This is a genomic window from Acetobacter sp., assembly GCF_022483985.1.
GTDB lineage: Bacteria > Pseudomonadota > Alphaproteobacteria > Acetobacterales > Acetobacteraceae > Acetobacter.
Window position 1 is genome coordinate 2,286,498 of record NZ_JAKVME010000001.1, and the last position, 13,476, is coordinate 2,299,973.

General features: G+C 60.5%; 10 protein-coding genes. 6 read left to right on the top strand and 4 right to left on the bottom strand.

Going from position 1 to position 13,476, the window contains the following annotated elements; all coding sequences use genetic code 11:
- Position 1: 1 nt before the first annotated feature.
- The 6 genes from LKE90_RS10145 (at position 2) to LKE90_RS10170 (ending at position 7,840) form a co-directional block, all read left to right on the top strand.
- Positions 2-1,306, top strand: coding sequence for an Hsp70 family protein (locus LKE90_RS10145; RefSeq protein WP_291493604.1), 1,305 nt, complete (start codon positions 2-4; stop codon positions 1,304-1,306).
- Between the two features lie 123 nt (positions 1,307-1,429).
- Positions 1,430-2,596: an SMP-30/gluconolactonase/LRE family protein gene (locus LKE90_RS10150; protein ID WP_291493602.1), complete on the top strand. Its 1,167-nt coding sequence runs from the start codon at positions 1,430-1,432 to the stop codon at positions 2,594-2,596.
- 40 nt (positions 2,597-2,636) lie between these two features.
- Positions 2,637-4,037, top strand: coding sequence for a threonine synthase (gene thrC / locus LKE90_RS10155; protein ID WP_291493600.1), 1,401 nt, complete (start codon positions 2,637-2,639; stop codon positions 4,035-4,037).
- A 50-nt stretch (positions 4,038-4,087) separates the two neighbouring features.
- Positions 4,088-5,353: a M16 family metallopeptidase gene (locus LKE90_RS10160; protein ID WP_291493598.1), complete on the top strand. Its 1,266-nt coding sequence runs from the start codon at positions 4,088-4,090 to the stop codon at positions 5,351-5,353.
- Positions 5,350-6,708: a TldD/PmbA family protein gene (locus LKE90_RS10165; RefSeq protein ID WP_291493596.1), complete on the top strand. Its 1,359-nt coding sequence runs from the start codon at positions 5,350-5,352 to the stop codon at positions 6,706-6,708. Before LKE90_RS10160 ends, LKE90_RS10165 begins: the two co-directional genes overlap by 4 nt.
- Positions 6,709-6,901: 193 nt before the next feature.
- Complete coding sequence (locus tag LKE90_RS10170) at positions 6,902-7,840, top strand: Tim44 domain-containing protein (RefSeq protein ID WP_291493594.1); 939 nt, start codon at positions 6,902-6,904, stop codon at positions 7,838-7,840.
- Between the two features lie 345 nt (positions 7,841-8,185).
- Here the strand turns inward: LKE90_RS10170 and LKE90_RS10175 are convergent, their stop codons facing one another.
- The 4 genes from LKE90_RS10175 to LKE90_RS10190 form a co-directional block, all read right to left on the bottom strand.
- Positions 8,186-9,259, bottom strand: a complete 1,074-nt coding sequence (locus tag LKE90_RS10175; RefSeq protein ID WP_291493592.1) for an acyltransferase family protein — start codon at positions 9,257-9,259, stop codon at positions 8,186-8,188.
- Positions 9,260-9,666: 407 nt separating this feature from the next.
- Positions 9,667-10,122: a hypothetical protein gene (locus tag LKE90_RS10180; RefSeq protein WP_291493590.1), complete on the bottom strand. Its 456-nt coding sequence runs from the start codon at positions 10,120-10,122 to the stop codon at positions 9,667-9,669.
- Entirely contained in the window at positions 10,119-12,092 is a 1,974-nt protein-coding gene (locus LKE90_RS10185) for a hypothetical protein (RefSeq protein WP_291493588.1), read from the bottom strand. The genes LKE90_RS10180 and LKE90_RS10185 overlap by 4 nt, the downstream gene beginning before the upstream one ends.
- A gap of 80 nt (positions 12,093-12,172) precedes the next feature.
- Positions 12,173-13,462: an adenylosuccinate synthase gene (locus LKE90_RS10190; RefSeq protein WP_291493586.1), complete on the bottom strand. Its 1,290-nt coding sequence runs from the start codon at positions 13,460-13,462 to the stop codon at positions 12,173-12,175.
- Positions 13,463-13,476: the final 14 nt, after the last annotated feature.

Consider the following 13,476-nt stretch of genomic DNA (forward strand, 5'->3'; position numbering starts at 1 on the left):
CATGAAAAACGGCTCCTCTTCCGCTTCCGTCCGGCTGGGCATTGATTTCGGCACAACGAACAGCGTCATCGTTCTGCGGAGCGAGGATGGCGCGACACGTACCGTGCGCTTTCCAACACCGGACGGAAGCACGGCGGACACATGCCGCACGCTTCTTGCGTTGTGGCAGGAACTGACGGGTGGGCGGCGTCTGACTGAGCGCGCCGTCGGTGAGGGAGCCGTCGAAGCCTATCTGGACGATCCTTCCGAAACCCGGCTCATCATGTCGATGAAATCCTACCTGGCTCAGGCCAGCTTCCGGGAGACGCAGCTTTTCGGACAGCGGGTTCCGCTGGAAACGCTGGTGGCCTCTTTCCTTCAGGAACTGATGAAGCTGGCGGACCTTGCGCCGCAGGATTGCTCCGTAACGGTCGGGCGACCCGTCCGTTTTGTCGGCGACAACGCGGATGACGATCTTGGTGAGGCCCGGCTGCGCACCAGTCTTGCCGAAGCCGGTTTTCCGGAGATTTCCATCATGCTGGAGCCTGAAGCTGCCGGGTGGAAATTCGCGCATCGCCTCAATCATGCGGCAACGGTGCTGGTTGGCGATTTCGGCGGCGGCACGAGCGACTTTTCGGTCCTGCGCTTCGAGCCCGGTTCGGCGCAACACACACAGGCTCTGGGCTATGCCGGCGTCGGGCTGGCCGGAGATCAGTTCGACACGCGAATCATTGATCACGTGGTCGCGCCCTTTCTGGGTCGTGACTGCACGTTCCGCATTATGGGTGGCGAGCCGCTGCCGGTGCCGATCGAATGGTACACCTCCCTCGCCCGCTGGCATCGCCTGTCCCTGATGCGGACCCCGCGCATTCTGAACGAGATTGCCGAAGTGGCCCGCACGGCATCCGAGCCTGAACGGCTGATGAATCTGATCGAACTGATCCGCGAGCAGAACGGGCAGCTTCTGTACAATGCAGTCTCCGCCGCCAAACGCACCTTGTCATCGGAAGATAGCGCCGTGCTGCGTTTCTCGCAGAAGGGTCTGCAAATCGAAGAGACAATCCAGCGGGCCGATTTCGAACGCTGGATTGCGCCTGACCTCGCGCAGTTCGGAGATGCCATCGACCTCGCCATTGAGCGTTCGAACCTGACGCCAGATCAGATCGACCGGGTGTTCCTGACAGGCGGCACCTCGTTTGTGCCTGCGGTGCGGGCGCTGTTCATCCAGCGCTTCGGCGCGGACAAGGTCGAACTGGGTGGCGAGTTCGTCTCCGTGGCGGAAGGACTGGCGCTGGCCAATCCTGTTGCGCTCGCCTTTGCAGGCTGAACACACAGACATCAGAACCTGTTCACCATTCTGCAATATCTGTTTCCGTACATCACAGCATATGAGCCTGACAGGCGCCTTCCGCGCGTCAGGACCGCAGCCGGGAGGTGTTGTCAGAAGGGCATGAACGGGGTGAAACTCTCCGCCATGAAACGACTGCTTCTTGTCACCTGCCTGTCCCTGCCTCCCGCGCTGGCGACGTTCTCTCCGTCCGCACTGGCTGTGCCCATGCCGGAAAAACCGGAGGCATCGGCGGCTGATCTGACTCCCGCCGTGACGTCACCCGTTCAGATTTGGGAGTCCGTCATCGCCCTTCCCGATGGTAAGCTGGTGCTGGAAGCCCCGCGCTGGCTCGGCAATCCGGGTCCACAACTCAGCATCGCGACAGTCGGTGGCACACCTGCCCCCTATCCCGATGCGGGCTGGAATGCGACGGACGGCGACCCGGTCCGACGCTTTGTGGCGTTAACGAGCATGACGCGAGTGGCTGACGGCACGCTCTGGCTTGTCGATAGCGGCGTCCCGGACCGTGAGGCCAAGCCGGAAGCCCAAGCCAAGCTGATTCAGATCGCCCCCGCGACAGGTCAGGTCAGGCGCTCTTTCCCCGTTTCCGCCGATGCGCTCAGGCCCGGCAGCATTCTGGCGGGCATCGCCGTGCATGGGCAGACAGCCTATGTCGCGGATTCGGGGGTGCCGGGCATTCTGGTCATCGACCTTGAAAGTGGTGTCGCCCGACGTTTTCTCGATCACGTTGAAGGGCTGACGGCCAAACGACCGATCGTCACTCCGTCCGGCACGGTGAAAGCGCGGGATGGGCGGCCACTGGCCATTGATGCGAGTCTTATCGCTATCAGCCCGGATGGTCAGTGGCTGTATGTGCAGTCCTATTGCGGCCCGCTTTACCGCATCGCCACACGCCTGTTCGACGATCCGGATTCGACGAACACGGCGTTACAGGAAAGCGCCACGCTCTGGTATAAAACCCATGCGCTGGGCGGGCTTACAGTCGGTCCTGACGGCACGGTTTACTGGTCGGACGTCACCACCGGAAGCATCGACAGCTACACGCCGGGGCGGATTCCGCATCATCTGATCACCGATCCCCGCCTGAAATGGCCGGGAGGCCTGTCCCTGTCCACGGCCCCGTCTGGCAACACGCTTTTCGTGCCAGCCGCGCAACTTGATCAGGCCGCACGCTTCCAGAACGGGCAGACGACGGTGCAGTGGCCTGTGACCGTTTACAGCTTCCGCGTCCCCTCGGACGCGACTTCTGACGTTCTTCGCAAATAGTCCCCTCCCCGCTTCGCTCCAGACCGGTTATAGAAAGCGCATGAAATACGTCTCTACCCGTGGCAACGCCCCGGTCCGCTCCTTCTCCGATATCCTGCTTGCCGGTCTCGCCGAGGATGGCGGGCTTTACATGCCGGAATCATGGCCGCAGTTCTCCGCCGATGAATGGCGCGCCATGCGGGCGCTCCCCTATCCGGAACTGGCCGCAAAAATCATTGCGCCCTTCACCGCCGGGTCGATCGACCACGATACGCTGCTGGGCTTCTGCAGGGACGCCTATTCGCAGTTCGATCATGCCGCCATCGTGCCGCTGACCCAGATTGAGGACGGCCTGTATGTGCAGGAACTGTTCCACGGTCCGACGCTGGCCTTCAAGGACATGGCGCTTCAGCTTCTCGGACGCCTGTTCGATCACGTCCTGACCGAGCGCGACGAACGCGTCACCATTGTCGGCGCGACCTCCGGCGATACAGGCTCCGCGGCTATCGAAGCCTGCCGTGGCCGTGACCGCCTGACGGTTGTGATCCTGCATCCGGAAGGTCGCACCTCCGACGTGCAGCGCCGCCAGATGACGACGGTGCTGGACAGCAACATCACCAATCTCGCCCTCAAGGGCACGTTCGATGACTGTCAGGACATGGTGAAGGCGATGTTCGCCGATGCGCCGTTCCGGCAGGACATGAAGCTGTCTGCGGTCAACTCGATCAACTGGGCGCGTATCGCCGCGCAGATTCCCTACTATGTCTATTCCGCGCTGGCGCTTGGCGCGCCGGATCGGGAGATCTCGTTCGCCGTTCCCACAGGCAATTTCGGCAACGTGCTGGCGGCGTGGGTTGCAAAGCAGATGGGGCTGCCCATCAAGCATCTCTGTGTCGGCTCGAACCGCAACGACATCCTGACCCGCTTCCTCGACAGCAATGACATGTCGGCGCGTCAGGTCGTGCCCAGCCTGTCGCCGTCGATGGACATTCAGGTGTCATCGAATTTCGAACGCCTGCTGTTCGAATTCCTTGGTCGTGACGCCGAAGCCTGCGCCACACTGATGACCGGCTTCCGCTCAACCGGAAAGATGGATGTGCCGGAGAAGGTGTGGGAGTCGATTCACACGCTTTTCTCGGGTCTGGCCCTTGATGATGAACAGACGGAAGCCCAAATCCGTTCCGTGCATCAGAACAGCCAGTATCTTGCAGACCCCCACACCGTCATCGGCATCACGGCCGGACGGAAATTCCGTGAACCCGGTGTGCCGATGGTGGCCATGGCGACCGCGCATCCGGCCAAGTTCCCGGATGCGATGCGGGCTGCCACAGGCATCACACCGGCGCTGCCTCCGGCGCTTGCCGACCTGTTCGACCGTGAGGAGCGTTTCCGCGTCGTGGACAACGCGCTCGGAACCGTTGAAGACGCCGTAAGGTCAGCCGTTCTCTCCAACAGAAGCTGATTCTCATCTCAGGAGTGGCGATTTTCCGCCACTCCCCTTTCAGGACGCTCATGACCGACCCCATTCAGCAGACACGCCTTCCCTCCGGCCTGACGGTCGTCACAGAACGCATGGACCGCGTCGAAACCGTGTCATTCGGCGCTTATGTCGCCACCGGCACGCGCAATGAGCGCCCCGAAGAGAACGGTGTTTCCCACTTTCTCGAACATATGGCGTTCAAGGGGACGACGACCCGCTCGGCGGCCCGGATTGCCGAAGAGATCGAGAATGTCGGCGGCCACATCAACGCCTACACGGCCCGCGAGCAGACGGCCTATTACGTCAAGCTGCTCAAGGAAGACCTGCCGCTGGGTGTGGACATCATCGGCGATATCCTGACGCATTCGACCTTCCTGCCCGAGGAAGTCGAGCGTGAGCGTGGCGTGATTCTTCAGGAAATCGGTCAGGCCAACGACACGCCAGATGACATCATCTTCGATCATTTTCAGGAAACGGCGTTCAGCGGCCAACCGATGGGCATGCCGACGCTTGGTCCGGAAGGGCTGATCCGCGAGATGAGCCGCGAGACTCTGATGTCCTACATGCGGACGCATTACACGACGCAGAACATCGTCGTCGCGGCGGCGGGTAATCTGCATCATGACGATGTGGTCGAGCGGGTCAGCCGTCACTTCGCCGACCTGCCGACGGGCGCTGTGCCGGATCGCATGCCCGGTCGCTATACAGGCGGTGAGTTCCGTCTGGGCAAGGATCTGGATCAGGCGCACATCCTGCTGGGCTTCCCGAGCGTCCGCTATGGTGATCCGGACTATCACGCCGCCCTGCTGCTCTCGACCCTGCTGGGCGGCGGCATGTCGTCACGTCTGTTTCAGGAAATCCGTGAAAAGCGCGGGCTGGTCTATTCGGTCTACTCCTTCACCACGCCGTTCCTTGATGGCGGTCTGTTCGGCATCTACGCCGGGACCGGCGGTGAAGAAGCGCGTGAACTGATTCCGGTCACGCTGGCCGAACTCCAGAAGGTGCAGCATTCGGTCGGCATGGACGAGCTCTCCCGCGCCCGGGCGCAGCTCAAATCCTCGCTGCTCATGTCGCTGGAAAGCACCGGCAGCCGTTGCGAGCAGATCGCCCGTCAGCTTCAGATTTTCGGTCGTCTGATTCCGATTGCCGAAACGGTCGCCAAAATCGACAGCGTGACACCGGCGGATATCTGCCGGGTGGCTGGGAAGATTTTCAGCAGTGCGCCGACACTGGCGTCCATCGGACCGATTGATGGCGTGATGACGCTCGACACCCTGCAAGGACGGCTGGCAGCATGACCGCTTCATCACCCGGTCTGCTCCCCCTCGACCTCGCCTGCGAGCTGGCCGGTCTTGCCCGGAAGAAAGGCGCGGACACGGCGGATGCGATCTGTGTTGGCAGCACGTCGCTCGGTGTCAGCGTCAGAAATGGCGTAACGGACGAACTGGAGCGTTCGGAGACGACCGACCTCGGCCTGCGGGTTTTTGTCGGCAGGCGTTCGGCCATTGTCTCGACCTCCACTCTGGACAGGAGCGGTTTCGACACGCTGGTCGATCAGGCGCTGGCAATGGCGCATGTCCTGCCGGAAGATGGATATGCCGGGCTGCCGGAAGGTATTCCGCTGATCGGTCGCCTGACCGAAAACAGTCTCGACCTCGTGGATGCCAGCGAGCCCACGGCTGAAGAGCTTCTGGCCCGCGCGCGCGCCAGCGAAGAAGCCGCCCATGCCATTGCAGGCGTGACGAATTCAGCCGGAGCCAGCGCCACGTGGGGCCGCAGTCTTGTCGCGCTGGCTAGCTCGGCGGGTGTTGCGGGCTATTACGAACGCACCCGGAATTCCGTCTCCATGAGCGCTCTGGCCGGTCAGGGAACGGGGATGCAGCGGGACTGGGATTTTCATTCCACGGTCTATCTGTCCGATCTGGAAGACCCCGCGCTGATCGGCGCGAATGCCGGTCACAACGCGGTGGCGCGTCTCAATCCGACCCAGCCCCGCACGGGCACTCTGCCGGTGGTCTACGCTCCGCGCGTGTCCAACGGGCTGCTCGGCCATCTGACAGGGGCGATCAACGGCGGAGCTGTAGCGCGCGGGACCTCGTTCCTGAAAGAGAAGATGGGGCAGAGGATTTTCGCACCCGGCGTCCGGGTGGTGGATGATCCGCACAGAAAGCGTGGTCTGCGTTCCAAGCCCTTCGACGGCGAAGGCGTGGCGTGTGCGCCTCTGGAGCTCATTGCGGACGGTGTGTTGCAGCACTGGCTGCTCGATTGTCGGAGCGCGCGCCAGCTTGGCCTGACCACCAACGGACGGGCGAGCCGGGGCACATCGTCCCCTCCCTCTCCCGGTGTTTCCAACCTGTATTTCGCACCGGGAACGGTGTCGCCGGCTGAGTTGATGGCCGACATTGCCGAGGGTGTTTATGTCACCGAGATGATGGGTTCATCGATCAACGGTCTGACCGGTGATTACAGCCGTGGCGCCTCCGGTTTCATGATCCGCAATGGTCAACTGGCTGAGCCGATTGCGGAATTCACAGTTGCCGGCAATCTTCTGGACATGTTTGGGCGTCTACAACTGGCGGACGATCTGTCATTCCGTTTCGGCTCTGACGCGCCGACGATCCGCATTGACGGCATGAGCGTGGCCGGGAACTGAGACAGATTTTAGAGCCTTCTGCGATGAGGCATCTCATCGCAGAAGGCTCTAACTCATTGTTTATCGAGCATCTTCACGTGATTGGGTGAGTCCACCCAATCACGATCTGCTCTAATCGTTTGAACGAGGTGCGACGGGCAGTTTACCCAGCAGCACCTCTATCCTGATCGACCGGAGACTGACCCTGACTCTCATGAAGACTCGCCCCGTTCTGACGACAGCGGTGGTTCTTGCGCTTTCTCTTGCGTCGTTCGCAGGCATTGCGGATGCACGACCGGGCAATGGCGGTTCAATGGGTAGCCGTGGCAGCCGGACATGGTCCGCACCGGCCCCCACCCGGACCTCGCCCTATGGTGCGGCGCCGATGGAGCGTTCCATTGCGCCCCAGCAGGCTCCTTCCTATGGAAACAACACTTACGGTGCGCCAGCCTACAATAACGGCGGCATGATGCGGCCACCTTCTCGGCATCCGTTTCTGACGGGCTTCGCCGGTGGCCTGCTCGGGGCGGGGCTGTTTGGTCTGATGTCGGGCCATGGCCTGATGGGTGGGGCTCATGGATTTTTCGGGTTTATCGGCCTGCTGATCCAGATCATGCTGGGCGTCTTCCTCGTACGCTGGCTGTTCGGTCTCTTCATGCGCAGGCAGAATGGCGGCGCGTCCGCTGGCAATGGCGGATTTACGCCCGCAGGTAACGCTGGACGTCCCTCTCCGGGCACTCAGCGCACCATCCAGATCGGTCCGCAGGATTATCAGGCGTTTCAGCAGCTTCTGCTGAACGTACAGGCAGCATGGACGCAACAGAACATCCCCGCCCTGCAAGGGATGGCGACACCGGAAATGGTCAGCTATTTCAATCAGGAACTGGCCGGTCTGGCGAGCCGTGGTGAGCGGAATGTCGTGTCGGATGTCCGTTTTCTTCAGGGTGATCTGTCCGAAGCCTGGTCGGAAAACGGCTATGATTACGCCACGGTTGCCCTGCGCTACAGTCTGATCGACATGACGACCGACATGATGGGACGTGTTGTCAGCGGCAGTTCCGCCGATCCTGTGACGGTGACGGAACTGTGGACCTTCGTACGTCCGGCATCAGGCGGGGGCTGGCTGCTCTCGGCCATCCAGCAGGCGCGTTGAAACGATCTGACTTCAGGGAGTTTTCCCGCAACAGGCTTTGCCCGGGCAAAGCGCAGCAAAACAGCAAGGCCGGTCTATGCGGTCGGCTTAACTGACTGGCCTTTGCGGAGGTCGATGCGGGCTCCGCCCTCCTCCGGCAGGGACCGCAGGCCCCTGCACCCCGATTTATTGATAATCAAACAGTTTCCAAAGGCGCGCCTTTGGCGGGGTTCGGGGCAGCGCCCCGTCAATCTCCTCGACAGGAAGGGCAGGCAGAAAGGCTGATGGTATACCCTTTTGATCCCATCCTGCTGAACGTCCTGTCCATCGAGCAACCTCTGCACGGGATCAGCACCGGTCACGACCTCATGCCTTGACAGAACTGTCCTTGCTGAAGAGGCGGACTTTTCGTCCCATGAGAATGAAAGGTTTCTCGACATATTCGTATGTCAGGCATGACACGAGAAGCGTCATCAGGATGGAGAAGTGTACGATCCAGTTGCCTGCGTCATAGGACAGGTCGACATGGAACAGGTACACCAGAAACATGCTGACCGGGAAATGCACCAGGTAAATACTGTAGGACAGTTTTCCCAGCATGAAGAAAACCGGGTTGCCCATGACCCTGTCAACAAAAGCGGCTTTATCCATCAACGCGATGGCGACGGCGGCGAACAACACCGAAACCAGATAGATCGGTACCGGATGAAATGGTGGCGGCAGGCAGATGGTTGATACGGCAATCGTGAAAACGCCGAAAACACAGAGAGCTTCCGCGACATTTTCTCTGATTTGCAGACGCTTTACGACATCCATGATGGAAACCATGATGCCCATGCTCAGTAAAAGCCGCAGCATTCCTGCACTCACACCATGAAATACCGGGTCATTATTGCCTGCGACACGGAATCCATGACGCTCTGCGACAAAAAGGAAAAACACGAAGACCGCGTAGAACAATGGACGACAGAAAACCGCCAGAAGCACGACCAGAGACCCCAGATAAAACTCCAGAGAAATGGACCATGACGGCAGATTGATTGAAAAGGACTCAGATGTGACGAGCGACTGGGTCATCAGATAGTTGCTGATCAGGTCACGTTTTACATTATTACTGAAATAGGATGGGATGCCATGCACCATTCCGTAGAAAACTCCCACCACAACAGACAGCATGACGCAATGGAGTGGGTAAAGCCGGAGAAAACGGGACCAGTAAAAATTGACAGCCTCCCGAATACTCACGCGGGGAAATCTGTCATCGTACGATTTTATCAGAACATAGGCAGAGAGGGCGAAGAATACATCGACGGCGAAAGGCGCATTCGTGATCATTGAACGCCCGGATTGCCAGCCTATCATGATACCGAATGTATGCTGATAGGCGACAGCAAGAGCCAGCAGCCCCCGAATTCCTTCGAGACCTCGTATTCTCTTCACATTCCGCCCCTCGTTGCCTTCGTTGATCGATCTTTTTCCTTTCTCATCACCTTCAAAAGGAAAGTTGGGTGCTTTCATGCGTGATGGCTGTAATGATGGCAATAGTATCCCGCACGCCGGGGCAGATCCGCTGCGGGCAACCGATCGGGGAGCGCTGGGCATGCTCCCGTCGGCGAGAAAGGAGACACGGCAGACTTCCTGCCAATAGCTCGATCACATTGTCATTCGGGGATACAGACCGACCCTGAACGACGCGGCTGAAAGCCTCATGTCCAAGCTATGAGGCTGCGTGAAAAGCGTTATTTCAACCGCCCCGGACAGGCATATCTCCTGCCGGGGACAACCGGCGGTCATTTCTCTCAGCAGGACGTCATGCCTTCAGTGGAGAGGCCTCCCGATACCACTGCCTATGAGCTTTCTATCGCCTGCTCATCCCATTCATCTGACAGAGCCGCCAGTTCCTTCGTAATGGCGGCCTTACGCTGACGGACCTGTAGCTGGCGGGTGAGCTTGACCCCGACGATAGCCAGTTCAAAAACGAACCAGCCTCCTCCCGCAGCGCTCCATCCGACGACACTGGTCATGGGATTCATCAGCAGCATGATGGCTGCTTCCATCGATCCGTCCGCGTTCCACAGCATGTGAAACGGATGTACGAGAGCCGCGAACGCATAAGGCATCATCATTCTGGCCATCATCTCTCCCCGATTGCTGTCCAGCATGTAGACCGTAATCAGGGGGACCAGCATGATCCCTATCAGCAGCGAATAACCGGGAAGCCACGCCAGAGCGGCTCCGCAGGCGAGACCATTGACCCATTTCATCAGGGAGCCACGCTGTCCCTTGGCGACTGAGGCTGTCACAGCACAATCTCCGCGCAAAGAGAGCCTATGGCGCAGACAACACCCACAGCCGTTGCCAGACGGATCATCTCGTTTCTCATGGGCAGTGGCACGTCCGTATCCTGCCGTTCGAGCCGTTCACGCTCTGCTTTCAGCGCATGCTCCTGCTTCCGTGCGGCGCTATAGGCTGTCTGGTCACGACGCAGGGCCTGCGGATCCGTAAGAATTTTCTGCATGAGGCCAAGATCGCCCTCACCTGAGGCAACCGCCAACTGTTCTCCACGGGAAGTTCTGGTGCTGCGGCTGCGCCAGCGTTTCAGTTCCGGCGTCAGATGCGGCAGCAGCTTGCGGCCGATCCCCTTCAGCGGTCCGGTCATGTAAAGATGTTGCAGTCTCGCAAGAAGCGCCAGATCCAGAGGCCAACTGTTCTTCGTTATAGCCAGATCACTGAACGCATCCACAAGGCGGCTTCTCAGAGCAGCCACCGACATGAAGGTCGTCATCTGCCTGTCAAGCAGCGCGGTCGCTCCCGCGGTTTCTGTGTCTTGCCCGGCATTAAGCCATTGCAGAAGGGCCCATGTCGCCGTCAGACGATCGCTCTCGCAGCGCGGCGACAGACAGGGCAGATAGGGGTTGAGGGCATAAGGCAGCCTGTCGATATCTGACAGAGTTTCTACGGAAACCTGTCGCGCGGCCTTCTGCACCACGGCACAGGCGGCTGCCTGCGTGGCTACCGTGGTAACGAGCGCAAACCTGTCCAGACGGCCGGTGCGGATCAGCTCGAAAACAGCCGTTGAGGGATCAAGGGAGGTCGTGCTTTTCCCCGCCAGCGCGGATGTCAGCAACTGACCGATGGCGTCCGGCCAGAACCATATACCGTTCCAGCACAGGGGCATGGTCGGGTCGATCGCGGAAATAATTTCCATGAGGGTGCCTGAAGACGCAAGAGTGCCGTCTTCAGCCAGCGCCGCATCCCGGGCCAGCAGAGCCAGCCTGCCCGCCGCCTGAGGCATTCCCAGCTCGTAGGACATCCAGCGCTCGATAACACCTCTGACCAGAAGGCTGGCGAATTCCTTTCCATACCGTGCGGCATACCATGCCAGTGCCCGGGCCGTCTTGATCCGTACGGAGCCCAGCATGATCGGAGCCGTTGCCGCAGTGCTACGACGGACGACATATCCCTTGTGGTCCGCCGCATGAAGCAGGTCTCTGGGCGAGGGTCTTGCTGCGGGGTCATCCGACAGCATGGCCGCGAGCAGGGGAGCCACATCCTGCGAAAGTAGCAGATGTCCCGCCAGCACAGCGAAACTGCCTTTCTGAAAACGCTCTTCAAGCAGACCGCCCGGAGCGTCGTCCCGGTAAGGCGCGCATCCTCCCAGCAACCATGCCGCGAGGGCGCCGAGAGAGAAGATATCGTCCACTATGCTGCCGCTGCCACGTCCGGCAGGCTCGCACAGTGCGGATGTCAGCGGTTCAAACCGATCTGGCTGGAAATATGCGGGAGGAGCCGTCACTGCGGGCCCGAGACATACCGCGCTGCGTCCACCCGCATCGAACACGTTGTCCGGCCGGATAGCGCGATGGGTAACGCCAGCTTCGTTATAAGCGTGAAGGATACTCGCAATCGGAACGATGACGCGCTCAAGGACGGCGGTTTCCGTCCATGTGCCGCCGTCACTCAGAGGATTGCCGGGCGGCGCATCGCACAGAATCCACAGTGAGCCGGTTGCATCGTTGAACGACCTGACCGGCAGCAGGTTGGGCACCCGTATTTTGGCGATAACGGCGGCGCTGGCCTGCGGTGGCAGGAGCGCCGACGGCGCCAGAGCAAGGAGTTCGGTTGTCGGGGAGACAGTGTCCTTGACCTGATAGGAAGGGCAATTGACGAAGTCGGGGAGCTTATGATCAGGATTGATGACATAGCGCCCGTCGATTGTCAGGCTCCGGCTGTCTCCCGCTTCAGATTGCCCGAATTCGTCTGCCCCGGCCATGCTCACCCTTTACGCATTTCAGAATACGCAAAGGGTAGCGGGCAGCTATTAACGGACTCTTATAAAAGAGCGTGATTCGTTCAGGAATCGAACGGGTCACGTACCAGAATGGTGTCGTCGCGTTCCGGACTGGTGGACAGCAGGGTCACGGGCGCTTCGACCAGTTCCTCGATCCGGCGGACATACTTGATGGCCTGTGCCGGCAGTTCTGCCCAGCTACGCGCGCCTTTTGTGGATTCCTTCCACCCTTCCAGCGTCTCATAGACCGGTTTGACACGGCTCTGGGCGGCAGGAGCGGCGGGAAAGCGCCTGATGATCTCGCCATCGAGATCGTAGCCGATGCAGATGCGGATTTCATCGAGCCCGTCGAGCACGTCCAGCTTGGTGAGAGCCAGACCATTGACACCGCCGACCTGCGCCGCATGACGCACCAGAACGGCATCGAACCAGCCGCAGCGACGCGGACGCCCCGTGACCGTTCCGAACTCATGACCCCGCTCACCGAGAATACGACCTGTCTCGTCAAACAGTTCGCTCGGGAACGGGCCTTCGCCGACACGTGTGGTGTAGGCCTTGGCGATGCCGAGCACGAAGCCAGCCGCTGCCGGTCCCATGCCTGAACCGGTGCCTGCGTTGGAAGCAACCGTGTTGGAGCTGGTCACGAACGGATAGGTGCCGTGATCGACATCCAGCATGACAGCCTGAGCGCCTTCGAACAGGATCTTGCTGCCGTTCTTGCGCTCGGCTTCCAGCAGGTCGGCGACCGGCGTCATGTAAGGCAGAACCTTGGGCGCGATGTCATTCAGGAACGCCAGCAGGTCGGCTTTTTCGAACGTCTCGGCGCCGAGGCCAGCCAGCAGGGTGTTGTGATGCAGAAGAAGCTCGTCGAGCTTCCAGTCGAGTGTCTCGGGTTCGGCGAGGTCGCACAGGCGGATGGCGCGACGGGCGACCTTGTCTTCATAGGCCGGACCGATGCCGCGACCGGTTGTGCCGATCTTGCGGTCGCCACGGGCGGCTTCGCGGGCACGGTCGAGCGCACCATGCACCGGCAGGATCAGCGGCACGTTTTCAGCGATTTTCAGGGTTGCCGGAGAGACGGGCAGACCCTGAGCCACCACGCGGTCGATTTCCGACAGCAGCGCCTGCGGATCGACGACGACGCCGTTGCCGATAATGCCGATCTTGCCGCGCACGAGACCGGACGGCAGCAGGGACAGCTTGTAGACCTGATCACCCACCACCAGCGTATGGCCCGCATTGTGTCCGCCCTGAAAGCGGACGACGACGTCGGCGCGGCTGGCCAGCCAGTCAACGATCTTGCCTTTGCCCTCGTCGCCCCACTGGGCCCCGATCACGGTGACATTCGACATGACGCAGCTTCTCC